Consider the following 23,312-nt stretch of genomic DNA (forward strand, 5'->3'; position numbering starts at 1 on the left):
GAGCCTGCTGTTTTCTTATGAATGATTCACTTTGACCCGTTTCATAAAGAAAGCGCTGATCAAGCCGATAACGGCGACAATCATCGCGAAGATAAAGGCGTGCTGGACGCCCGCAATCAGCGCGTGAGAGTATGCGGAAGGATCATTCGGGTTTTTCGCGGTGCTCATATAATTCTTCTGGCCGGCCGCCATGATGCTGACCGCCACCGCAGTGCCGATTGCGCCGGCCATCTGCTGGAGCGTATTCATAATGGCTGTTCCGTCCGGATAAAATTCCGGCGGCAGCTGATTTAAGCCGTTCGTTTGCGCCGGCATCATGATCATGGAAATGCCGATCATCAGGCATGTATGAAGCGCGACAATCAGAAGCGCCGTAGAAGCGCCGTTAATGTTTGAGAAAAACGAAAGCACAGTTGCCGTGATGACAAACCCGGGAATGACAAGCCACTTCGGCCCGTATTTATCAAACAGACGCCCCGTCACCGGAGACATAAAGCCGTTTAAAATACCGCCCGGCAGCAGGATGAGCCCGGACGTAAACGCCGTCAGCATCAGTCCGCTTTGTAAATACATAGGCAATAGGAGCATTGTCGATAAGATAACCATCATACAGATGAACACAATCACGACACCGAGAACAAACATCGGATAGCGGAAAGCGCGCAGATTCATCATCGGCTGCTTCATTGTCAGCTGCCTGATGGAAAATAAGATGAGCGCGATCGCACCGACAGTGAGCGAACCGATAACCGTCGGGCTTGACCAGCCGTCTGATCCTTCGCCCGCATTGCTGAATCCGAATACAATGCCGCCGAACCCGATCGTAGACAGAATAATGGAAAGCACGTCAATTTTCGGTTTTGTAATGTCAGACACGTTCTGCATGTAGGCGATGCCGAATAAAAGAGCCAACACAAGAAACGGCAGGGAAATCCAGAAAATCCAATGCCAGTTCAAATGCTCTAACACAAGCCCTGAAAATGTCGGACCGATCGCAGGAGCGAACATGATGACAAGCCCGATCGTCCCCATCGCCGCTCCGCGCTTATGCGGCGGGAAGATGACGAGGATTGTATTAAACATCAGCGGCAGCAGCAGCCCGGTTCCTAAAGCCTGCACGATTCTTGCCGCCAAAAGAAACGGAAAGCTCGGCGCAAGCGCTGCAATCAGCGTGCCGATAATGGAAAAAGCAAGTGAAACGATAAACAGCTGTCTCGTCGTAAACCATTGCAAAAGCAGACCTGATACCGGCACAAGAATACCGAGAACGAGCAGATAGCCCGTCGTCAGCCACTGGACGGTCGCAGGAGTGATATGTAACTCCTTCATCAGATCAGTCAGGGCGATATTCAGCGCCGTTTCACTGAACATGCCGATAAACCCTGCCGTCAGCAAAGAAATCATGATCGGCATGACTTTATATTGTTTGGAAGGCTGAGCGTTTTCCAAAATCATTCTCCTCTCTTTCTATACGTACATGTCTCTCGTATTTTATGTCTTCAGCAGGTTGGGGATTTGTTTAGAAATATGGAGGATCGGCATTTTGTCTTTTTTGGCTAAGGACACAATGATGCCGCCTTCTATCATGGCATTTAAAACAGTGCTGATTTCCGCCGCTTTCTCATCAGAAAAACCGGCTGATCTTAATTTGCCCGCGAACAGATTCTCCCATTCCTGATAAGCGCTTTGACAGGCCTGCCGGAGCTTTTCGCTCTTTAAAGCAGTCTCGGCAGCCAGTAAACCGACAGGAAACCCTTCAAAATTCTCCGGACATGTGAATTGGCTTGATAAGTCCTGTAAAAACGCTTGAATGCTTTCCGCAGGGTCGGGATAGGCATCAAGGCTTTCTTTTATTTTCATACGGATATAATGGCTCATTTCATTGACAGCCTCAATGGCGAGCTGCTCTTTGCCGTCCGGAAAATGATAGTAAAGAGAACCTTTCGGCGCACCGCTTTCTTTAATAATCTGATTCAGTCCCGTGCCGTAATACCCCTGAAGCTGAAACAGCCTGGTTGCCGCGGCGAGGATTTTTTCACGAGAATCTCCATAGCTCATAATGTTCCCACCTTACTGATTTGTGACAAATTTAAAATATAGTGACTGGTCTATTATCTTGATTTCGCATGACGGTGTCAAGAATTTTTAACGGTTATTTTCTTCGGAAGGTTGCCTGACAAGCGCGTTGACCGGTGAGAGGAAAATCTTCATAAATAAAGAAAAGGAGAGAAAAGAATGAAAAAACAATTCATGCCCTTCATTACATTTATCACGGCTCTGCTCTTCATCGCGGCCGGCTGCTCCCAATCTCCTCAAACGAAAGAAACACCGCCCCAGATGGCAGCCGCAGCCTCTGCGAAAAAAGACGGACTTCCGAATATTAAAATTCTTGCCACCGGCGGCACAATTGCAGGCGCTGCTCCTTCAAAGACGTCCGCTACGGAGTACAGGGCGGGGGCAATCGGAGTTGATGCCCTGATTCAGGCCGTTCCGGAGATAAAAGAGGCCGCGCATGTGAGCGGAGAACAGGTTGTGAATATCGGCAGCCAGAATATGAATAACGAGACACTGCTGAAACTTGCAAAACGGGTAAACAAGCTGCTCAAGTCTGATGATACAGACGGCATTGTCATTACACATGGAACAGACACACTTGAGGAAACCGCCTACTTTCTTAATCTGACGGTCAAGAGTGACAAACCCGTTGTTGTCGCCGGGTCAATGCGGCCGTCCACAGCGATCGGAGCGGACGGGCCGTCCAACTTATATAACGCGGTAAAAACAGCGGCTGCGCCTGAGGCGAAAGGCAAGGGGACGCTTGTCGTATTAAATGACAGAATCGCTTCGGCGCGTTATGTGACAAAAACCAATACAACCGCGACCGACACTTTCAAATCGGAAGAAATGGGTTATATCGGAACAATTGCTGATGACGTCTATTTTAATAACATCATGACCCGAAAGCATACGAAGGATACAGATTTCCAGATCGATAAACTTGATAAACTGCCGCAGGTCGATATTATATACGGCTATCAAAATGACGGAAGCTATCTCTTTGAAGCCGCCGTAAAATCAGGGGCGCAAGGCATTATTTTTGCAGGCCCGGGAAACGGCTCAATGTCTGATGCGGCGCTAAAAGGCGCCGTAAAGTCGGTCAAAAGCGGGCTGGCGGTCGTCCGCTCTACAAGGACGGGGAACGGTGCGGTAACACCTAATCGAGAGTATGAAAAAGACCATTTGACAGCTTCAAACTCTCTCAACCCTCAAAAAGCGCGGATTCTTCTCATGCTCGCGCTGACAAAAACGCATGATCCTAAGCGGATTCAAACCTATTTCAATGAGTACTAGGAGAAGAGAACCGGGTGTTCTCTCCTTTTTCGGTATGACGTATTAAAGCATAGGGGTGCTTTCGGGAAAGGGGCGTCTTTCTCATTTTTTCGCCTCTTTTTCAATTGTTGAAAACAGTAAAAAATACACTATTTTTTCCTTTCCTTCTCTAATAGAATGAAAATTGCAAAAATATTACATAGCAGGAGGAAAGTTCATGAAACAAATCAAAAGCAAAATCCTAGCGATTCTTACAGTTTGCATGCTGTCCGTCATTTCCGTATTTGCCTTCCAGCCGACCGTATCGAAAGCCTCCTCAGGGCATAACCCTGTTGTCATGGTCCACGGAATCGGCGGGGCGTCCTTTAACTTCGCGGGAATCAAAACATATTTGGCATCCCAAGGCTGGTCAAGAAAAGAGATGTACGCCATTGATTTCTTAGACAAAACCGGAAACAACAGACACAATGCGCCGAGACTGTCCAATTACGTGAAAAAAGTGCTCAGCGAAACAGGTGCGAAAAAAGTCGATATCGTCGCGCACAGCATGGGCGGCGCCAACACGCTCTATTACATTAAAAATCTTGACGGCGGAGACAAAATCGCAAACGTCGTCACACTCGGCGGAGCGAACGGCCTTGTGACCAACCGGGCGCTTCCGGGGACTGATCCGAACCAAAAGATTTTATATACATCGATTTACAGCTCAGCGGACTTGATCGTTCTGAACCCGCTGTCACGACTGATCGGCGGGAAAAACGTGCAGATTCACGGTGTCGGACACATCGGACTTTTGATGAACAGCCAAGTAAACGGGCTGATTAAAGAAGGTCTGAACGGCGGCGGACAAAATACAAATTAACAGTTTCAAAGCCCCCGGAGAATGAGAATATCCCGGGGGCTTTTTTTCTTCCATATTCTTTTTTCGCCGTAAACCAAGCCCTCTGAAGTTATTTTTGTTAAAATAATAAAGTTATATCAGAATTCGGAGGGTTTATTGTGGGAAAAGTGAAAAGAAATGCCCCTTGCCCATGCGGCAGCGGGAAGAAATATAAAAAATGCTGCGGAAGCAAAGAAGCTGCCATTCCGGCAGACATCGCGGCAAAAGAAGCGAAACAGATTCAGGAAAGCTTAATGGAGTACGCCTTTACAGCACATAGAGACGGCATATCATCATTTATTAACCAGCACGCGTTCATTACGGAGCTGGACAGACAGACAAAAGACATCGGAGTCTTCAACCTCGGCATCTGGGGAATTTTCTTCCGTCCGCTGGCAGGCGGCAAGACGATTTTTGAAGAATATCTTCAGAAAAAAGCCAGCGGCATCAACCGTCCGAAAACACGGGAAATCGTTGAATCATGGAAAAGCATGACACCTGCCGTTATGGTGCTTGAAGATGTGAAAGAAGGAATGATTCACTTTGAAGATGTGATGACAAAGAAACAATTCAAAGTGGAAATGGACGTCAGCCAGCAGGATCTTCCGCCGGCGGGAAGCTTGATTCTCGGCTATCCGATCCACGAAGCTGAAAAAGCGGAGTTCTTCATGCAGTTTACGATCTTCCCTGTGAAGCGGACCGAAGCTCTAATCAGCAAAGTGAAAAAGGCGGCTGCCCCGGCCCTTGCGGAAGGAAAATCGCCTGAGCGCTTTATGCAGGAGGACTTCGACACTGTGCTGGCCGCTCTTTTAGGAACGGCGGAAGAGCCTGAGCAGGCTGCTGAAGAAAAACAGGCCGAGTGGGCGAACGACATGGAGAAGGAAACGGCAGACGCCATTGAAAAAGGCCTGAGCGGGGATGAATACCCGGCTGAGCTGGTTCCGGCCGTTATTGATCTGTGGAAAACGTTCTGTGTCAAAAAAGCACCGACGATCAGAAAGCCGGAAGCTTTCGCGGCTGCGGTCGAATATTATGTAAACAGCATTTCTCTGAACGGCGCGTCCGTTTCTCAAGCTAAGCTGGCGAAGAAGTACGGCGTCAGCGCCTCAACGATTTCCAGCCGCTATAAGGAAATTGAGGGTGCTCTCACGGATGAAGCCGAACGCTTCGCCGCAGCTCTGACATCTTAATACACAGCCAAAAAACCTTGAAGGGCACATGCTTTTCAAGGTTTTTTCTGCAGAAATGCTCTCGGGGCAGGATAATTCTTACCGGTTATCTAATACTAAACAGAGCGATAAAAGGAAGGGAGCCTGAGCCATGGATGAGACACGTACGCTGGGCAGGACGGATTTACGGGTAAAGCGTATCGGCTTTGGCGCTAATGCGGTCGGAGGACATAATCTGTTTCCGAATCTTAATGATGAAACGGGAAAAGAACTCATCCGCACAGCGTTGGACGGCGGCGTCAATTTTATTGATACGGCGTTTATATACGGTTTGGGGCGTTCCGAAGAGTTAATCGGTGAAGTTGTCGCAGAGCGCGGCGTGCGGGACAGCCTCGTGATTGCGTCAAAAGGCGCGCACAAAGAGGTCAACGGACAAATCGAGCTGGACAACAGCCGTGAATTTCTCCGGAGTGAGGCGGAAAACAGCCTGAAGCGGCTGAAAACAGACGTGATTGATTTGTATTACGTCCACTTCCCTGACGGCAAAACACCGCTCTCCGAAGTGGCGGGCACGCTAAAAGAACTGAAGGACGAAGGGAAAATCAGAGCAATCGGCGCGTCCAATCTCAGCTTCCGGCAATTGCAGGAGTTTAACGCCGACGGTTATTTAGAGGTTTTTCAATCAGAATATTCACTGATTCAGCGTGAGGCGGAGCATGATCTGCTGCCTTATTGTGAAAAGAACGGCATTTCCTTTATTCCTTATTTTCCGCTTGCTTCCGGCTTGCTGACGGGAAAGTTTACAAAAGACACAGTCTTTGAGGACAGCCGAAAAAACAGGCCGCCGTTTCAGGGAGAAGCTTTTCACCAAAACCTGGAGCGAGTGGATAAGCTTCGGGCCGTTGCGGAGGAAAAAGGGGCGCAGACAGCGCATATCGCACTCGCGTGGCTTCTGTCGCAGCCGGCGGTGGATGCGATCATTCCCGGAGCCAAACGCCCCGGCCAGCTGAAACACAATCTGGGCGCGCTTCATGTGCAGTTAACCGAGGATGAGGTTCAATATATCAGTGACATCTTCAAGTGAAAATAAAAAAGGAAATAGCCTGCGCTATTTCCTTTCTTGTTGTCAGGACGTTTTCAAAAACGCTTCTGTCAATCCTTCCAGATCCGCGTCTGTATCCAGATACCACTGGCCGCGGGCGTTTTTCTTCATCTCGATTTCTCTTGTTACGGAAGAAGAAGCCGGTTTCAGGCGCATAAACTCTTCCGGATAGACAGAAAGCAGGTGGCTGACAATTTCGTTTTCATCAGCATCGGGGTGCTTTCCGGCATAGTCTTGCACGCGGTCTTGCAGCCGGCCCGCAAGCGGAGACATATCAAGCGGCGTCACTTTTGCTTCAAGGACGGCTTTTTTGCCTGACATGGATTTGGTATGCACCTTGAGCTCTGTGTTATCCCGAAGCGCTGATGACATGGCGTCAATAATAGCGGAAATGGCTTTTGAATCCGCCTGTTCTTGTGAAATGCCTGCAGAAGCAATAAAGCTGGCTTTCGCCGATTCCTGATATGCGGCGGCCGTCATTTTTTCATTTACACCGGTCAGGCGGGTGAAATCTTTATTGTGCTTGCCGTACAGCATCACATCAATGTATGCGGATAATGCGTCCGCCGGGTCAGGTTTTGCGTTTGAGGCTGTGCCTTTGACTTTCAGTTTATAAGATAAAGGCTTCGCGTCTTTTGCCTGCGGCTGATATACCAATTCATATGATTTGCCTTCGTCAGCCGTGAAGTACAGATTGCCCGTCACTGTCTTGCCCGCATGAAGCGTGCCGCTCTGCATCTGGTCATCCTTATCGGCCGCCGCTGTTTTCGCGTCATCCTGATAAAGCGAGAAGTCGCTGCTTTTGACGGTAAGCGGGTCTTTGCCCGTATTTTTGACGGTGACCGTTACTTTCAGCGCGGCCGGATGTTCAGTATCGTCTGAAGCGGCCCATGCCGTCTCTTTTATTTTCACTTTCGCCGTGCTGCTTTCCTGGCCGCCGCTCGTTTCGCTGCTGCATGCGGCGGTAAATGCCGTGAGAAGCAGTATGAAAAACACGGCGCTCATTTTTTTGATGGACATCTGGTTTACCCCCTGTTGTTATAATGATTAATTCAATAGTCATGAAGACAGACAGGTTAATTATACTAGTTTTGTATAAAAGAGTCTTGGTAATCATCAATCTTTTTGGAAGAAAAGGAAGTGTTATGATGAAAAAAGAAGAATTGAAACAGCTGGCTCTCCGGATCGGTAACGTACCTGCCCGCTACGAGAGTAATGTGGAAGAATACCAAGAAGATGAGGTTTTGTTTTGGTGGGAAGATAAGAATGATCCGGAAGCCGGCATCATGGTCGAATTGGACCGGGACGGAAAACTGAAATTCTTATCCCGTCCGGCTTTCCGGACTGATCTGCCGGCTCTTTCGGAATCGGACATAGAAGAGCGGATGCGGGCGTTTGTAGAAACCCATCGTCCGGGGGCATTGGCTGAGTTCGAATTGGAAAACAGCGGCTCCGCCAATGATGATGATGTGAGATATTCCTATGTTCAGATGGCTGACGGTCTGCCGCTTCCGCTGACCGGGTTTTACGTCGACCTGTCTTTGACAGGGGAAGTAACCGGCTTTTCTTACCATGGGAAGGCCGATAATCTCTTAAGACCCGGAACAATTGCGGACAAGCGGGAAGCATTGGCTCACTTTGTCAAACATATTGAAGCGGAGCTGTTGTTCACCGTATTGCATCAGTCCGTCTATGTGCAGGGGGATGACAAGCCCCATCTCGTCTATGAAATCGTGTCTCCGACGCGGCCGATATCGGCTGACCTGAAGGAAGATAATGCAGAAATAGACGAATATGAAGAGCTGGAAGACGACATGCTGCCGTATGTCCCGATTTCACGCCCTGCACCTGAAGCGGAAAAGATGAGCATCAATGACATGATCGGGCTGCACGACGGTTTTTATAAAGAGAGGGAAAGCGATCTTGGAGACGGCCGCATCGGCATTGCCTGGCGTCCTGAAAAAACAAAATCCGTCCGGAAAGATAAAAGCTTAGAAAGTCTGTTTAAAGAACGGAATGAACATGTATTGAAAACAATGCATGATAAAGAATCGGGCCGGCTCGCCGGAGTGATGTCATTTATACATAGTGAAGGCGAACCGGAGTTTTCCGAGGAAGAATGCCATCACACGGCCATCCGCTTTTTGTTCGCCATGTTTCCGGAAGCGGATCAGTATTTCCGGGTTCAATATGATGAGCCGGATGATGAAGGAGAAAACGTGGGACTTACATATAAGGCTTGTTCGGGCGGCGTTGATTTGCGATTCGGAGAGGGGAGAATCTGCGTCAGCAAAAAGACGGGTCTTGTCACTGTATATATGCCGCCGGAAATTGATCCGAAAGAGCTGGAGGAAATCGATCCCGTTCCTTCATTGACAATGGAAGAGGCGAAGGACGCGATCCGCCGGGCCATCAAAGCCGAGCTCGCTTGGGATCGTTGTTACGAAGACGGCAGCTGCGGAAAAGTGTACAGGCTCGTATATAAGCCGGTTTTCCCGCGGTTTATTGAGGCTCATACGGGAGAAGTGATCACGAGTTTAATAGGCTGAAGGTCATGGGCGTTCGTCCCGGGTCTTTCATGGGAAATGTGACTTTTGTATGGGAAACAGCCGCTCTGAATACGGCTCTTTTCCCTCTTTGCTAAAAATAGACACATAAAAGGCACTTTCTTCCCTTTAAAAGGATAAGGACGTTTTTATATAATTAAAAACAGTTCTTTTTTATACACTCTTCTGAAAGGATGACCCCATTGCTGAAAGAACATCTGAGAAAAAAAGCGCTGGAGATCGGGAACATACCGCCGCACTATGAGCTTGAAATAGAAGATTATGATGAAAAACAAAAAACGAGAGCCTATTATATATGGAAAGATCGTAACCATCCGGATAAAACGGTAACGATTGAGCTGGGCGACGACGGATCTTTGCTTACCTATTCACGCAACGACTGTCCGGGTTCAGACATGCAGCTGTCAGACGCCGAATTAAAGCTGACGGCTCTTCGGTTTGCGGCGAGACACCGCCCGCTTACTTTTATGAATTTCATCTTTCAGGCGAGGGAAGAACGCAATGGGTGCATCCGATTTATCTATACAAAAAAAGTGCTCGGCCGGCCGCTTCCCGATTCAGGTTTTTTCGTTGATGTAACCAGGAGCGGCTTCGTCGTGCAGTTTATCTATTACGGGGATAAGGGTGAAGCGCCCGTCCCGGAAACATTTGTCGATCGGGAAAAAGTCGTCTCGCATTATATGAGTGTGCTGACATTCAGTCTCGTCTATGATGTGGTCAATTTTGAGAAAATACCGCGTCTCGTCTATGAACCGATTCTGCCGGCTTACAGCTATCCGGCCGGTGAAGATGATATCGTGCCGGATCAGCCGCTTTGCGAAGACAGGAATGAGCCGGCAAAACCGCTTCCCGCGTTTGAACATAAACGGGAAATCAGCCTGGATGAATTGATGGGGTTTACCTCGGATATGGTTCAGACGCGTCGGCGCGATCTCGGGGATGAGATCGGAACGACATGGCGGAAAGGGTCGGTTCCGGAACGGAAAGATTTGAGTATCGAAAGCTATTTTGAAAGCAGCAACAAAAATACAATGAAGATGAAAACGGACAAAAAGACAGGGAAAATGACAGCCTTTAAATCTTTTATTGAGCATCAGGGCCCGGCCTTTTATTCTGCGGAAGAGTGTGAGACCGTCGCGCTTCAATTTTTATACAAGCTTTATCCGAGAGCGGACGAGTTTTTTAAAATGAACCCGCTGAAAACGGACGGAAGGGGCAGGTTCCGCTTCCATTTTTCCGTATGGCATCAGGATATTCCGCTGCGGTTCGGCGCTGCGAGAATACTTGTCAGTCCCGTAACGGGGCTTGTGGAAGCTTACATGGCGCCTGACATTGACCCGGAGCAGCTGGAGAAGATCAATCCGGTGCCGGCCGTTACTCCCGAAGAAGCAAAGGCCGCTTTTTTATCCGATTTCCATTTGCGGCTGGAGTGGCAGCGCGATTTTACGCCGTCCGGCAATGAAGGATATAAGCTTGTGTACAGGCCTGTCTATCCTCCGTACATTGATGCGCAAAAGCGAAAAAAGAAAAGGTATTATTAGCCAGGGATCATTTGTAAATGAGGATAATCTTTAAAGCCTCTCCAATCGCCTCCCCAATCAAAACCGAGCGTTTTGGCAATCGATACGACCTCAAGCCAATCGGGCGTGCCGTTTCGGTTTCCGTCGTACGTCATATCCCAAATCAGGCTTCCATCCTTTTTTTGCAGGGCGAAGTCGATCGCAAGGCCGTAATTGTGGTAAGATTCCCCGCCTTTTGCGTAGGTGACGATATTTCCTTTTTTTGAACGTCCTTGACGGTACAATTCGTTTTGTTCCTCAATTGATCTGAAACCCTCTGTGATAACGACGGTGATGCCTTTTTTCAGAGCGGCCGTCCGCAATAGCTCCGCATTCTGTTTCACGAGCGGATGAAGAGCGCTTGGAATGGCTCTATCTTGTAATGCCGTCTGCGGCCTCAATTCTTTTTGCACATAGGAAAAACATAGGTCTGCAGAAAAGAAGAGGATCAGAAGCAGCGCAATTCTGACTGGTAGTTTCATGGTGAATTCTCTCTTTCTTTAATTGATTAAAATCTTTGTTTGCTCACTGCCATAAATTTGCTATGATAAAATATAACATAATTAGTAGCCGGAGGAAGGAGGCAAATCTATGAAATCCAAGATTCCATCTGAAGAAGTGGCCGTAAAGATGAATGAATGGTATAAGCTGATCCGCGCGTTTGAAGCCGATAAAGCTGAAGCGCTGAAGCGGGAGATTCAATATGAACTCGAAGATATGGAAGAAAATCAGGATTTATTGTTGTATTTTTCATTGATGGAATTTAGGCACCGCATCATGCTGGATAAATTAAAACCCATGAAAGACGGCGACTGCCAGCCTCCGTTCTCTGAAATGCTCACTGAGATTGAGATGAACCAGCAAAAGCTGACCGGCTTACTGGAATATTATTTTTACTATTTCAGAGGAATGTATGAATTTAAGCAGAAAAACTTCATCTCAGCGATTTCTCATTATAAGCGGGCTGAGGAAAAGCTTGAATATGTGGAAGATGACATAGAGAAAGCCGAGTTTCTGTATAAAATTTCTGAGGTGTACTATCATATCAAGCAGACTTTCTTTTCGATGAATTACGCGGGACAGGCGCTTGATATTTACAAGAAATATGAATTATACGGAATGAGAAGGGTGCAGTGCAAATTTATCATTGCCGGAAATCTGATGGACGCCCAGCAGCATAAAAAAGCGCTGGAATACCTCGAATGCGCCTTGGAGCACGCAGAGCGGCTTGATGATCAATATATGATTGCTGCGGCCTATTATAATATCGGGCACTGTATGTACAGTCTGGGTGACTTTTGCAAGGCGGCGGAGGATTTTGAACGGGCGGCTGCCGGATTTGAAGCACACAGCTTCCGGCAGGTCATCCAGGCTGTTTTTTCACTCACACATATCTACTTTAAAACGGAAAAATACAGTGAAGCCGCCGCCAGCTGCGCGCGGGGCATGAGAAGCGCGGCGGAGTGGGAAGATGAGATCTATATGACGAAATTCCGTCTGATTAAAGAGCTTTATCAGGGGGAAGGCGGACAGGATTCGCTCAAAGAGTATTTTGACATCCTGGAATCAAAGGAGCTGTTGGCTGACACAGAGGAACTGCTTCAGGACGCGGCTCATTTCTTTCATAAACGGGAGAACTACAAAGCGGCATCTTATTTTTTCAGCAGGCTTGTCGGCGTGCAAAAAAGGCTGCAAATGAACAACTACGCATAATGAAAAAAAGAACGAGGGAGCTTCGGCTTCATCGTTCTTTTTATGATTCCTTTTGTTTTCAGCCGATTAAAACCGGGTACATGCTCTGTATTAACATCAGGGAGGAAATGAGACAATGTATCAGGATTTACAGGGAAAAACAGCGATCGTAACAGGTTCTTCGAAAGGAATCGGAAAAGCCATTGCCGAACGCTTCGGCAAGGAGCGGATGAATGTGGTAGTGAACTACCTCGGTGATTCCGCCGGAGCGGAAGAAGCGGCGGACATCATTGAGAAAGCGGGAGGCAGAGCCGTCACCGTAAAAGCCGATGTATCCTCGGAAGAAGGGATTCAGGCGCTGTTTAATGCCGCTCAGGAGCATTTCGGGGGCGTGGACGTGATGGTCAATAATTCCGGCTTTAACGGAGCCGAAGCGATGCCCCATGAAATGAGCCTGGAGGATTGGCAAAGGGTCATCGACGTCAACGTGACCGGCACCTTTTTGGGGGCGAAAGCGGCACTGAAACATATGCTCGAGCACGGCAAAAAAGGAACGGTCTTAAACATATCGAGCGTTCATCAGCAAATACCGCGTCCTGAAAACGTGCAGTACTCGGCATCCAAAGGCGGTATCAAAATGATGACGGAAACGATGGCGCTCAATTACGCAGACAAAGGCATCCGGGTGAATGCCATCGCTCCCGGCACGATCGCCACGGAGTCCAATAAGGATCTGGAAGATGAAACACATAAACAGGCCCAGCTGAAAAAAATTCCGATGAACGCCTTCGGAAAACCGGAAGAAGTCGCCGCGGCCGCCGCATGGATGGTGTCGGAAGAAGCGAGTTACGTAACCGGAACGACACTTTTCGTCGACGGAGGCATGACGCTTTATCCGTCTCAGCTGGAAAGTTAAAAAGAGGAGGGGAAACCTTCTCTTTTTTGTTTAGAGAAGGGTCATAAAGGAAATGGTTCTCTAAAAAACAGGAGGGCCGCAAGATGGCGAGTGACTGGTGGAAAGACGCCGTTGTCTATCAAATCTATCCGCGAAGCTTCCAAGATACGAACGGCGACGGCATAGGCGACCTGCGGGGGATTATCGCGCGTCTCGATTATATAAAAGAACTTGGCGCTGATGTGATATGGATCTGCCCGATTTATCCGTCGCCAAACGTCGATAACGGCTACGATGTGACGGATCATCAAGCGATTATGGAATCATACGGAACGATGGAGGACTTTCACGATCTGCTTGCAGAATGCCGCAGCCGCGGATTAAAGCTTGTGATGGACTTCGTCTTAAATCATACATCCACGGAGCATCCTTGGTTCAAAGAGGCGGAAATGAATCCGGACAGCAAATACCGCGATTATTATATTTGGCGGCCGGGCACCGCGGACGGCCCGCCGACCGATTGGGTGTCGGATTACGGACAATCCGTCTGGCAGTACGAAGAACATACGGGCGAATATTACCTGCATATGAACGCCGTCAAACAAGCCGATCTGAATTGGGAAAATCCCGAGGTTCGGCAATCAGTATACGAGATGATGAGATTTTGGCTCGATAAAGGCGTGGACGGATTGCGAATAGACCAGCTCCATCTTCTGTCAAAAAAAGAATACTTGCCGCCATATGAAGATTACATCGCCCGCCGGGCCGATCCGAAGCCTTTCCGGCCAAACGGGGCACGGATACATGATTACTTAAAAGAAATGACGAAAGAGGTATTTTCCAAATATGACGTGATGTCGGTCGGCGAGGCCGGATCAGTGACGCCTGAGGAAGGACTGGTCTACACGGGAACCGATGAGCATGAACTGAATATGATTTTTCATTTTCAGCATATGGAGCTTGATCAAAAGCCGGGCCAAGAGCATTGGGATGTAAAACCGCTTGAGCTGGCCGATTTGAAGAAAGTGCTCACAGACTGGCAGGAAAAACTGGAACATCAAGGCTGGAATACGCTGTATTGGTGCAATCATGACCAGCCCCGGATCGTATCCCGCTTCGGAGACGAAGGCAAATACCGAAAGGCATCAGCCAAAATGCTTGCCGCCCTGCTTTATTTCATGAAAGGCACGCCGTACATTTATCAGGGAGAAGAACTCGGCATGACAAACGCTCCGTTTGACAGAATAGAGGATTATCAAGATATTCAGACCGTCAATATGTATCACAAAAGGGTATTTGAAATGGGCCGCAACAGGGAAGAAGTCATGGCGTCCATTATGGCGAAAAGCCGGGACCATGCCCGTACACCGATGCAGTGGGACGGCAGCAAGAATGCCGGATTTACGGAGGGCGAACCGTGGCTGAAGGTCAATCCCAATTACAAAACCGTCAATGCGGCCGAGGCTCAGGATGATCCCGATTCTATATTGAACTTTTACAAAAAACTGATCCGCCTGCGAAAACAGTATGCTGATATCATAAAAGGCAGCTACACGCTGCTGTTTCCCGATGACCCGCAGCTGTTTGTGTATGAAAGACAGGCAAACGGACAAAAAATCATATCCATCAGCAACGTATCGAAAGAAGAAGCCGCCTTTTATTGGCCGGACGGCTCCGAACCTGAAAGGGCCGAGCTGCTTCTCAGCAACTATGAAAATAATGGCGGTGCGGAATCCCGCATCACATTCCGCCCTTATGAAACAAGAGTTTATCTGCTTGCCTGATATGTGATACGACGCCCCCGTCCATACATGGCGGGGGCGCTTTTTAGGTAAGTCGGATATCAATTTAGAAAAAATATCTTGCAAAACGTAATTACTTCGTTTTATTATGGTATAGGTAACAAATGAACGAGAAAGTACGCTTTGGAAATCGTCATCATTCTGATTTACAGAACAGGGGGAAACGGCTTGTTTAAAAAATGGAGCGGAATCATTGTCATTGCGGCATGCTTTTTAATTGCGGCGGGCTGCGGCAATTCATCTTCAAAAGGTTCGTCAGGTTCTTCGAAAAGCGGCAAACTGCACGTCGTGACGACCTTTTATCCTATGTACGAATTCACGAAACAAATTGTCAAAGACAAAGGCGATGTAGACATTCTCATCCCGTCTTCGGTCGAACCCCATGATTGGGAGCCGACGCCGAAGGATATCGCCGGCATTCAAAACGCCGATCTTTTCGTATACAACAGCGAATATATGGAGACATGGGTTCCTTCAGCGGAAAAAAGCATGAGCTCTGATCATGCGAAGTTTGTAAAGGCGTCGAAAGGAATTGACTTGCTCGAAGGTTCGGATGAAGAGGAAGAGGAACATGGACACGGCGGTCATGACCACAGCCGCAGCATGGACCCTCACGTGTGGCTCAGCCCGGTTCTTGCGCAAAAAGAGGTCAAAACCATTACGGCGCAGATCGTAAAACAGGACCCGAAGAATAAAGCATACTATGAGAAAAATAGTAAAGAATATATTGCAAAACTGCAGGATCTTGATAAACTATACCGTACAACATTAAATAAAGCGTCGAAAAAAGAATTGATCACACAGCACGCGGCATTCAGCTATCTCGCCAAAGAATACGGCTTAAAACAAGTCGCGATTGCAGGCCTTTCTCCTGAAGAAGAGCCGAGTGCGGCCAAACTGGCGGATCTCAAAACGTTTGCCAAAAAGCATGATGTGAAGATCATCTACTTTGAAGAAGTTGCATCGCCTAAAGTTGCAGATACACTTGCCGGTGAAATCGGCGCGAAAACGGAAGTGCTCAATACACTGGAAGGTTTAAGCCAAAAAGAACGGGATAAAGGCATCGGTTATATCGACATTATGGAGAAAAATCTTGATGCACTGAAAGATTCGCTATTGGTTAAATAACATAGTGTGCGCCGCGGGGTGCACACTATTTCTATGCGGGAAAGGAAGGTCAGCATGAATCTCGTTACATTACAGGATATCGTTTTTGGTTATTCGCATACACCCGTGCTTGACGGTGTGTCGCTGGAAATCAAAAGCGGCGAATTCGTCGGCATTACAGGACCGAACGGCGCGTCAAAATCGACGCTCATGAAAGTCATGCTCGGCATGCTCAGACCTTGGGAAGGAACGGCCGAGATCAGTAAAAAAAACGCAGCCGGAAAACGCCTGACAATCGGCTATGTTCCGCAGCAGATTTCTTCATTTAACGCAGGATTCCCAAGCACGGTTCTGGAGCTTGTGCAATCAGGCCGTTATACGAAAGGAAAATGGTTTAAACGATTGAACGAAACGGATCACCACGAGGTGGAAAACGCGCTGAAGATGGTGGAAATGTGGGATTTCCGCCACCGGAAAATCGGCGATTTATCCGGCGGACAGAAGCAGAAAATCTGCATTGCGAGAATGCTTGCAAGCAATCCGGATCTGCTGATGCTTGATGAACCGACAACCGCGGTTGATTATGAAAGCAGACAGGGTTTCTACGAATTTATGCACCATCAGGTGAAAAATCACAACCGCACCGTCGTCATGGTGACACACGAACAAAACGAAGTACAGCAGTATTTGGATAAAGTCATACGGCTTGAGAGGGGGGAAAAAGGCGGATGGAAATGTTTGACTTGGAATTCATGCGACGAGCTTTTCTAGCGGGAAGCATGATCGGAATTATGGCGCCGATATTAGGCGTATATCTCGTGCTGAGAAGACAGGCGCTGATGGCGGATACGCTGTCTCATATTTCATTGTCGGGCGTGGCCATCGGTTTTTTTCTCAGTACCAATATTACGGCGGCGAGCATCGTTGTCGTCACGATCGGAGCGATCGGCATCGAATATATGCGGCGGGCATACCGTACATATTCAGAGGTATCCATCGCAATCTTAATGGCGGCCGGGCTGTCGTTTGCGATGTTTCTGATCAGCCTGTCAAAAGGCGGCGCGTCGATGAGCATCGATCAATATTTATTTGGATCGCTTGTCACGGTCAGCCAGCAGCAGGTCTATATTATCGGAGGCATTACCCTGCTGATTCTGCTTTATTTCATTATATTAAACAGACCGCTCTATCTCCTTACCTTTGACGAGGCGACGGCGAAGACATCAGGCATTAACACAAATCTCCTGTCAATGTCATTCAGCATCGTGACGGGGCTGGCGATTTCGGTCATTATTCCGATTATCGGCGTGCTGCTCGTTTCCGCGCTCCTCGTACTGCCCGCGGCTTTTGCAATCCGTATCGCCAAAGGGTTTAAATGGGTGTTTGCGGCAGCCATTATTATTTCTCTTTTCAGTGTGTTCATGGGGCTGACGTCTTCGTACCAGCTCGGAACGCCTCCGGGGCCGTCAATCACTTTACTGTTAATCATTCTGCTTCTGCTCGGCTTTATGCTGCAGGGGATTTGGAATGCGTTTAAAAAAGGAAAAGAACGAAAAAACCGCCGTTAAGCGGTGCAGCAGTCTCATCTGCTGCTCCGTTTGACGGCTTTTTTTTACAGAAATATATCAGCAAGTCGCTCATATGACTCTTTTTTTGCTTCGAAATCAAAGACGTTGCACAGCACCATCATCTCTTTTGTCTGATAACGTTCGGAAAGTTCAAGCAGACGGCGTTTCACTGCGGCAGGTGAGCCGATCACCATCCGCTTCCTGTTTTCTGCAATCTGTTTACGGTCCTCCGGCGAATACGGATAAGCTTTCGCTTCTTCCACACTCGGCACGCGGCTGTCAGCGCCTTTTCCGACACGAAGAAGCCATAAATCCTGGCTTAAGGCGAGTTCTTCCGCTTTCTCATCCGTAGCTGCGCATATGACGAAAATGGCACAGAGTGAGGCCGGAGCGGAAAAATGGGCGGAAGCCCGGAAATGGTCCCGATAGATCTGAAAGGCTTTTTCCCCGCGTTCCGGATTAATGAAATGGCCGAAGACATAGCCCGCACCTTGAAGAGCGGCGCGTCTGGCGCTGTTTTCCCCGAGGCCGAGCACCCAAAGCTGCGGGGCTGTTTCAATCAAGGGCGCTGTTTTTATTCCGGCATAAGCATGGTCCGAGGGAACCGAATCTGTCAGAAAGGATGATAAATCCTGAAGCTGCCTGTTAAACTCGGTCATGCTTTTCTTTACCCCGTCTGTGAGGGCGAGCCGGATTTTCGTCGTGCCGCCCGGTGAGCGTCCGACCCCAAGGTCAATCCGGTTCGGATGCAGCGCCTCAAGCTGACGGAAAGTTTCCGCGACTTTATAGGGGCTGTACTGCGGCAGCAGCACGCCGCCTGATCCGACACGGATGGACGTTGTGGCTGCGGCGGTATGAGCGATCATAATTTCCGGCGAAACGCTTGCGAGCCCTCTTGTGCCGTGATGCTCGGCAAACCAGTACCGCTTATAGCCCCATCCTTCGCTGAGGCGGGCGAGCTCCGCTGAACGGCGGAGCGTCTCGTGCGGCCCGTTTCCTTTGGATACGGGCGCCTGATCAAGTATGCTTAAATCAATCACTCGTCTGCCCCTTTCCTGACATGTATTGATACAAGGATAGGAAAAATGTTCAGTCCCCGTCAATTTCTTTGTTTTCTCTATTCTCTCCGGAACGAAGGAGAATATAGGAAGTAATTTTTCGCCGTTTTTCGCCAAAAATTCTTATGTTTTATGAAACTTTGATATAATAAAAGACGTATATCTTAATAAACACCGGGATTCTTGTCCCGGAATTTAGTAAAAATGCGCACTTGCGGCGTGCTTAGCGGCACCCTTACAGAATAGGAGTGAATCATATGGCGATCTCTTTACAAAAAGGACAGCGGATTGATTTAACAAAAGGAAAAGCCGGCCTGTCAAAACTGCTGGTCGGACTCGGCTGGGACCCTGTATCATCCGGCGGCTTTTTCGGAAAGCTGTTCGGCGGAGGCGGTGCCAATATCGACTGTGACGCTTCCGTACTGATGCTTGAAAATGATAAAATGACAGACAGCAAAAACGTCATCTATTTCGGCAATCTGAAAAGCTGGTGCGGCGGTGTCGTACATACGGGTGACAATCTGACGGGTGAAGGCGACGGCGATGATGAACAAATTCTCATCGATTTGGCGAAAGTGCCCGCTCAGATTAATAAACTTGTGTTTGTCGTCAATATTTACGACTGCGTCAGACGAAAACAGGACTTCGGCATGATTCAAAACGCGTTCATCCGCGTCGTTGATCAGGCTAATCGCGAAGAACTGGTGACGTACAATTTAAGAGATAACTATTCAGGCAGAACGAGCCTGATCGCGGCTGAAATCTACCGCGAGGACGGCGAGTGGAAATTCGCCGCGGTAGGAGAAGGCACAAACGATACAAAAATCGGCGATATCGTTAACCGATACGCCTAAACGATAAAAAGGAGAGTGCACACATGGCAATTTCATTGGCAAAAGGACAAAAAGTAGATTTGACTAAAACAAATCCGGGTCTTTCTAAAGTCGTTGTCGGCCTTGGCTGGGATACAAACAAATACGACGGCGGACATGATTTTGATTTAGATTCCAGCGTCTTTCTATTAAATGAAGCAGGAAGATGCGCGTCGCCCGATGATTTTATTTTCTATAATCAGCTTGAAGGCGGAAACGGCTCTGTCGCACATTCAGGCGACAACCTGACAGGCCAGGGCGAGGGTGATGACGAAAGCGTAAGGGTCAACCTGAGCGCGGTGCCTGCCGCTATTGACAAAATTTCATTCGTCATCACGATTCATGAAGCGGAAGCGCGCGGCCAAAACTTCGGACAAGTTTCCAACGCGTTCGTGCGCATTGTCAATGAAGAGACAAATGAAGAGCTGATCCGCTACGACCTGGCTGAAGATTTCTCAATTGAAACAGCCATTATCGCAGGAGAGCTTTACAGACATAACGGCGAATGGAAATTTTCCGCGATCGGCTCAGGCTATCAAGGCGGACTGGCCCGTATTGCGACAGATTACGGCCTGCAAATCGGCTGAACCATATCAAGCACAGAAGGGAGAGACGGCACATGGCTATTCAATTGGCGAAAGGACAGCGTGTTGATCTGACAAAAACGAACCCCGGTCTTACAAAAGCGGTGATCGGCTTAGGCTGGGATACGAACAAGTACTCCGGAGGGCATGACTTTGACCTTGACGCGTCGGCTTTTCTTGTCGATGCCCATGACAACTGTGTTAATGATCTTGATTTTGTTTTCTACAATAACCTGGAACACCCGAGCGGGGGCGTCATCCATACGGGAGACAACCGGACGGGCGAGGGAGAGGGAGACGATGAACAAATTATCGTCGACTTCTCAAAAATACCCGCAAATATTGAAAAGATCGGCATCACCGTCACGATTCATGATGCGGAAGCGCGCGGCCAAAATTTCGGACAAGTTTCGAACGCGTTCGTGCGCGTCGTCGATGAAAACAGCCAGAATGAACTGCTTCGTTTCGATTTAGGGGAAGACTTCTCGATTGAAACGGCGGTTGTCGTTTGTGAGCTTTACCGCCATGGGGCTGAGTGGAAGTTTAACGCCATCGGCAGCGGGTTTTCCGGCGGTCTGGCATCACTTTGCCGGAATTACGGCTTGCAGGTGTAAGCAGGAAATTACCGTTTTACTAAATAGGAGGAAAAAACTTGGATTTTCTACATCATATTATGTCGACCTACGCTTCCTTTTTTGATTGGAAAATGTGGGGTGAGGTGCTGACTGACCCTGTATCATGGGGGCTGATCGGTTCCTTGGTTCTGCTGGAAGGGCTGCTGTCGGCCGACAATGCGTTAGTGCTTGCGGTTATGGTAAGGCATCTGCCTGAAAAACAACGGAAGAAAGCATTAACATACGGATTGTTCGGGGCATATATTTTCCGTTTTATCTTTATCGGAATCGGGATGCTGCTCATTAAGTTCTGGTGGATCAAAGTGCTTGGCGCGCTGTACCTGGCTTGGCTCGTCATTAAGCATTTCTGGATCGGAGAAGGTGATGACGATACGGAAGGCATGAAGAAAAATTCATGGATGGTCCGTACGTTCGGAATTTTCTGGGCCACTGTCGTTTCAGTTGAGTTAATGGATCTGGCCTTCTCTGTTGACAGCATTTTAGCCGCGTTTGCGGTATCGGAAAAAGTGTGGGTGCTCTTGATCGGCGGTATGCTCGGTATTCTCATGATGCGTACAGTCGCAAAAGTATTCCTTGTGTTAATTGATAAAATCCCTGAGCTTGAAAACACGGCTTTTGTGCTGATCGGGATTATCGCCGTGAAAATGGCGGCGAGCGCCTTTGATTATGAAATGCCGCACGTGGTGTTCTTCGGAATCATCATCGCTGCGTTTGTGGTCACGTTTATTATCCACTATTTCAACAAACAAAAGCAGGTTCAGGAGCAGACGGCTGCATCTAAAGAAGAATAAAACAAAAAAGGAGGGAGAGTTCATTTCCTTCCTTTTTTGTACCGATTATCATGAAGAGAAAGGAGGAAAATGATGAAGCAGGAGGAATTGGTGATCCGAAAGGCCGAGCCGGAAAATGATGACTGGGAAACGTTTCTGATGCGGCCGCTGCCGGAACGTCCCGGTTACGAGCGGGAAAACGGGCTGGCGTTTACCCGTCTTGCCGTCCGGATTTTGGGCACTCCTTATGATGAGACGGAGTATTACAGTAAGCTTTTCGAGCTGTCTTCTCATGAAAACATCCATGTGTTGAGCGAGACGCTGGATAAGACCATCGCGCCGGAAACGTTTCAGGCGCTGCAGCACATCCATTCGGTCAATCAAAAAGAGAAAGGGCTTTCGGTTTCCAGGTTTGTCGCGTTTCTCGATGGGGGCAGGCTGCTTGCCAAACACGCTGATCCGCTTATGCACCGCCGGCTGAGAACCGCGTTTATGACACTTTTGGAAACTTTTGCGGACCGGCATGAAAACGGGCTGAATCATCCCGATTTCCGGCGTGTGCTCTTGGATGTGTCAAAGTTTTCGCTGAACCACCTGAATCCATGGCTCGAACAAGCCGATATAGAGCGTGAGATGCCGAAGGTGGTGTGGTATGGAGACGCGACCAAAAGCCAGCTCTATTTTCTCTATTATCTCGTGCTGATCGGCTGTGATGTCCTATTGTTTCATCCGGCTGCGGAAGATCCGTTCAGCTTGATTGATCCGGATGAGGAGCTCAGCTTTGTGATAAAGCTCCCCGCAACAGGCGGTCTTGAGCCTTTTCCGAAAGAAAAGCCGGACAGAACGTCCACGACGGCCTACCGGTCAACGAAAGAAATTGAGCATGTGCTGAACCATGAGGAATCCATGATGTATAAGCCTTGGCAGTTCAGGGAGCACACCCCGCAGTCCGTGACCTTAAAAACGACATATGATGAGTTATTTCTCATTGCGAAGGAGCGGGCGTTTATCCGGCCGCAATTTAAAGCGGACAGGGAGCGGGTGGCCGTTCCGAACCTTTTTGCGAAAGTGATGGGGGTCTCCAAAGATACGAAAGAATATTGGAACAGACTCCATACCGCCGCGGACTATCAGGAGACACACATGATCCGCAGTTTTCCGTTTACGGAAGAGTTGAAAGCCAACTACCAGTATCACTACAGTCAGGTTTTGAACGAAGAAGGAGCGATTGACGCGGACAGGCTGAAAAGAAGCAACATCTGGCAGTACAAGCATCTGCCTTCAGGTGTGCAGAGCGCCATCGCCAATGTGATTTCTGACATGTGCAGAAACCCAGGGCTGAAGACTTTGCCCGGGGAGCAGGCAAGGGATGCCGCAATCTATTTGTTCCGCCAGGCGACGAATCTGCCCGCTTCGCTGCTGCAATTGATTCAGACGTTTGATTACGCCCAAACCGTTCCGAAACTCGTTTTATATCATACGGAACAAAATGGCGAACTCACACGTTCTGATGCCGCCGCTCTTTTGTTTTTAAATAAATTCGGCGTCGATATCATCTTGTATAATCCGCCGGGCCATCAGGACATTGAGCATTATATTGAAGAAAGCCAATTTGATGTCCATTGGCTGGAGGACATGGTGTTTCGGCAGGAATATAAGGAGCCGTCACTCGTAAGAAAGCTGTTTAGAACCATTACGCAAAAGCAGGGAGAGTAAATAAAC

General features: G+C 48.5%; 22 protein-coding genes. 17 read left to right on the plus strand and 5 right to left on the minus strand.

Going from position 1 to position 23,312, the window contains the following annotated elements; translation table 11 throughout:
• Positions 1-15: 15 nt before the first annotated feature.
• The gene (lmr(B), locus tag G9F48_RS17985) at positions 16-1,455 is read right to left on the minus strand and encodes a lincomycin efflux MFS transporter Lmr(B) (RefSeq protein WP_007609218.1); all 1,440 of its coding nucleotides are present in this window, start codon (positions 1,453-1,455) and stop codon (positions 16-18) included.
• A 36-nt stretch (positions 1,456-1,491) separates the two neighbouring features.
• Positions 1,492-2,058 carry a TetR/AcrR family transcriptional regulator gene (locus G9F48_RS17990; protein WP_070081323.1) on the minus strand — a complete coding sequence of 189 codons (567 nt, stop codon included), beginning with the start codon at positions 2,056-2,058 and terminating at the stop codon, positions 1,492-1,494.
• Between the two features lie 177 nt (positions 2,059-2,235).
• On the opposite strand from G9F48_RS17990, the gene G9F48_RS17995 reads away from it, so the two are divergent.
• The 4 genes from G9F48_RS17995 to G9F48_RS18010 all read left to right on the plus strand — a co-directional run bounded on the left by G9F48_RS17995 (position 2,236) and on the right by G9F48_RS18010 (position 6,463).
• Entirely contained in the window at positions 2,236-3,351 is a 1,116-nt protein-coding gene (locus G9F48_RS17995) for a type II asparaginase (RefSeq protein WP_165409910.1), read from the plus strand.
• Between the two features lie 196 nt (positions 3,352-3,547).
• The gene (locus tag G9F48_RS18000) at positions 3,548-4,192 is read left to right on the plus strand and encodes an esterase/lipase family protein (RefSeq protein WP_070081325.1); all 645 of its coding nucleotides are present in this window, start codon (positions 3,548-3,550) and stop codon (positions 4,190-4,192) included.
• A gap of 137 nt (positions 4,193-4,329) precedes the next feature.
• A complete protein-coding gene (locus G9F48_RS18005) occupies positions 4,330-5,400 on the plus strand; it encodes a helix-turn-helix domain-containing protein (protein ID WP_165409911.1) in 1,071 nt (356 codons plus the stop codon).
• A gap of 130 nt (positions 5,401-5,530) precedes the next feature.
• The gene (locus tag G9F48_RS18010) at positions 5,531-6,463 is read left to right on the plus strand and encodes an aldo/keto reductase (protein WP_165409912.1); all 933 of its coding nucleotides are present in this window, start codon (positions 5,531-5,533) and stop codon (positions 6,461-6,463) included.
• Between the two features lie 42 nt (positions 6,464-6,505).
• On the opposite strand, the gene G9F48_RS18015 is transcribed toward G9F48_RS18010, so the two are convergent.
• On the minus strand, positions 6,506-7,501 hold the full coding sequence (locus G9F48_RS18015) for a DUF5105 domain-containing protein (RefSeq protein ID WP_165409913.1): 996 nt from the start codon (positions 7,499-7,501) through the stop codon (positions 6,506-6,508).
• A 128-nt stretch (positions 7,502-7,629) separates the two neighbouring features.
• Here G9F48_RS18015 and G9F48_RS18020 point away from each other — a divergent pair, with 128 nt between their 5' ends.
• Positions 7,630-9,030, plus strand: coding sequence for a YcdB/YcdC domain-containing protein (locus G9F48_RS18020; protein ID WP_165409914.1), 1,401 nt, complete (start codon positions 7,630-7,632; stop codon positions 9,028-9,030).
• A 200-nt stretch (positions 9,031-9,230) separates the two neighbouring features.
• Entirely contained in the window at positions 9,231-10,589 is a 1,359-nt protein-coding gene (locus G9F48_RS18025; RefSeq protein WP_165409915.1) for a YcdB/YcdC domain-containing protein, read from the plus strand.
• Here the strand turns inward: G9F48_RS18025 and G9F48_RS18030 are convergent.
• Positions 10,586-11,089, minus strand: a complete 504-nt coding sequence (locus G9F48_RS18030) for a M15 family metallopeptidase (protein ID WP_146276060.1) — start codon at positions 11,087-11,089, stop codon at positions 10,586-10,588. The two genes, G9F48_RS18025 and G9F48_RS18030, sit on opposite strands and share 4 nt — an antisense overlap.
• A gap of 109 nt (positions 11,090-11,198) precedes the next feature.
• Here G9F48_RS18030 and G9F48_RS18035 point away from each other — a divergent pair, with 109 nt between their 5' ends.
• From G9F48_RS18035 to G9F48_RS18060, 6 genes are all read left to right on the plus strand, one after another.
• Positions 11,199-12,320 carry a response regulator aspartate phosphatase gene (locus tag G9F48_RS18035; RefSeq protein ID WP_003156660.1) on the plus strand — a complete coding sequence of 374 codons (1,122 nt, stop codon included), beginning with the start codon at positions 11,199-11,201 and terminating at the stop codon, positions 12,318-12,320.
• Between the two features lie 115 nt (positions 12,321-12,435).
• On the plus strand, positions 12,436-13,215 hold the full coding sequence (locus tag G9F48_RS18040) for a glucose 1-dehydrogenase (protein WP_060563029.1): 780 nt from the start codon (positions 12,436-12,438) through the stop codon (positions 13,213-13,215).
• Positions 13,216-13,298: 83 nt separating this feature from the next.
• The gene (locus G9F48_RS18045) at positions 13,299-14,978 is read left to right on the plus strand and encodes a glycoside hydrolase family 13 protein (RefSeq protein WP_165409916.1); all 1,680 of its coding nucleotides are present in this window, start codon (positions 13,299-13,301) and stop codon (positions 14,976-14,978) included.
• Positions 14,979-15,164: 186 nt separating this feature from the next.
• Positions 15,165-16,124 carry a metal ABC transporter substrate-binding protein gene (locus G9F48_RS18050; protein WP_003156656.1) on the plus strand — a complete coding sequence of 320 codons (960 nt, stop codon included), beginning with the start codon at positions 15,165-15,167 and terminating at the stop codon, positions 16,122-16,124.
• Between the two features lie 54 nt (positions 16,125-16,178).
• A complete protein-coding gene (locus G9F48_RS18055; protein WP_003156655.1) occupies positions 16,179-16,874 on the plus strand; it encodes a metal ABC transporter ATP-binding protein in 696 nt (231 codons plus the stop codon).
• Positions 16,832-17,671 carry a metal ABC transporter permease gene (locus G9F48_RS18060; protein ID WP_003156653.1) on the plus strand — a complete coding sequence of 280 codons (840 nt, stop codon included), beginning with the start codon at positions 16,832-16,834 and terminating at the stop codon, positions 17,669-17,671. Before G9F48_RS18055 ends, G9F48_RS18060 begins: the two co-directional genes overlap by 43 nt.
• 44 nt (positions 17,672-17,715) lie before the next feature.
• Here G9F48_RS18060 and G9F48_RS18065 read toward each other — a convergent pair whose 3' ends face one another.
• Positions 17,716-18,711 carry an LLM class flavin-dependent oxidoreductase gene (locus G9F48_RS18065; protein WP_003156651.1) on the minus strand — a complete coding sequence of 332 codons (996 nt, stop codon included), beginning with the start codon at positions 18,709-18,711 and terminating at the stop codon, positions 17,716-17,718.
• A 275-nt stretch (positions 18,712-18,986) separates the two neighbouring features.
• Here G9F48_RS18065 and G9F48_RS18070 point away from each other — a divergent pair, with 275 nt between their 5' ends.
• The 5 genes from G9F48_RS18070 to G9F48_RS18090 all read left to right on the plus strand — a co-directional run bounded on the left by G9F48_RS18070 (position 18,987) and on the right by G9F48_RS18090 (position 23,306).
• The gene (locus tag G9F48_RS18070) at positions 18,987-19,583 is read left to right on the plus strand and encodes a TerD family protein (protein ID WP_165409917.1); all 597 of its coding nucleotides are present in this window, start codon (positions 18,987-18,989) and stop codon (positions 19,581-19,583) included.
• 23 nt (positions 19,584-19,606) lie between these two features.
• Positions 19,607-20,188: a TerD family protein gene (locus G9F48_RS18075; RefSeq protein ID WP_003156648.1), complete on the plus strand. Its 582-nt coding sequence runs from the start codon at positions 19,607-19,609 to the stop codon at positions 20,186-20,188.
• Between the two features lie 32 nt (positions 20,189-20,220).
• Positions 20,221-20,799, plus strand: coding sequence for a TerD family protein (locus G9F48_RS18080; RefSeq protein WP_003156645.1), 579 nt, complete (start codon positions 20,221-20,223; stop codon positions 20,797-20,799).
• A 38-nt stretch (positions 20,800-20,837) separates the two neighbouring features.
• Complete coding sequence (locus G9F48_RS18085) at positions 20,838-21,611, plus strand: TerC family protein (RefSeq protein WP_003156644.1); 774 nt, start codon at positions 20,838-20,840, stop codon at positions 21,609-21,611.
• Between the two features lie 72 nt (positions 21,612-21,683).
• A complete protein-coding gene (locus G9F48_RS18090) occupies positions 21,684-23,306 on the plus strand; it encodes a YceG family protein (RefSeq protein WP_165409918.1) in 1,623 nt (540 codons plus the stop codon).
• The last annotated feature ends 6 nt before the right edge of the window (positions 23,307-23,312 follow it).

The organism is Bacillus sp. EKM420B, assembly GCF_011065565.1.
Lineage (GTDB): Bacteria > Bacillota > Bacilli > Bacillales > Bacillaceae > Bacillus > Bacillus velezensis.

Coding starts and splice junctions, on each gene's coding strand:
- G9F48_RS17990 (WP_070081323.1), bottom strand. CDS start 2,058: ATGAGCTATGGAGATTCTCGTGAAAAAATCCTCGCCGCGGCAACCAGG.
- G9F48_RS17995 (WP_165409910.1), top strand. CDS start 2,236: ATGAAAAAACAATTCATGCCCTTCATTACATTTATCACGGCTCTGCTC.
- G9F48_RS18000 (WP_070081325.1), top strand. CDS start 3,548: ATGAAACAAATCAAAAGCAAAATCCTAGCGATTCTTACAGTTTGCATG.
- G9F48_RS18010 (WP_165409912.1), top strand. CDS start 5,531: ATGGATGAGACACGTACGCTGGGCAGGACGGATTTACGGGTAAAGCGT.
- G9F48_RS18015 (WP_165409913.1), bottom strand. CDS start 7,501: ATGTCCATCAAAAAAATGAGCGCCGTGTTTTTCATACTGCTTCTCACG.
- G9F48_RS18020 (WP_165409914.1), top strand. CDS start 7,630: ATGAAAAAAGAAGAATTGAAACAGCTGGCTCTCCGGATCGGTAACGTA.
- G9F48_RS18030 (WP_146276060.1), bottom strand. CDS start 11,089: ATGAAACTACCAGTCAGAATTGCGCTGCTTCTGATCCTCTTCTTTTCT.
- G9F48_RS18035 (WP_003156660.1), top strand. CDS start 11,199: ATGAAATCCAAGATTCCATCTGAAGAAGTGGCCGTAAAGATGAATGAA.
- G9F48_RS18040 (WP_060563029.1), top strand. CDS start 12,436: ATGTATCAGGATTTACAGGGAAAAACAGCGATCGTAACAGGTTCTTCG.
- G9F48_RS18045 (WP_165409916.1), top strand. CDS start 13,299: ATGGCGAGTGACTGGTGGAAAGACGCCGTTGTCTATCAAATCTATCCG.
- G9F48_RS18055 (WP_003156655.1), top strand. CDS start 16,179: ATGAATCTCGTTACATTACAGGATATCGTTTTTGGTTATTCGCATACA.
- G9F48_RS18060 (WP_003156653.1), top strand. CDS start 16,832: ATGGAAATGTTTGACTTGGAATTCATGCGACGAGCTTTTCTAGCGGGA.
- G9F48_RS18070 (WP_165409917.1), top strand. CDS start 18,987: ATGGCGATCTCTTTACAAAAAGGACAGCGGATTGATTTAACAAAAGGA.
- G9F48_RS18075 (WP_003156648.1), top strand. CDS start 19,607: ATGGCAATTTCATTGGCAAAAGGACAAAAAGTAGATTTGACTAAAACA.
- G9F48_RS18080 (WP_003156645.1), top strand. CDS start 20,221: ATGGCTATTCAATTGGCGAAAGGACAGCGTGTTGATCTGACAAAAACG.
- G9F48_RS18090 (WP_165409918.1), top strand. CDS start 21,684: ATGAAGCAGGAGGAATTGGTGATCCGAAAGGCCGAGCCGGAAAATGAT.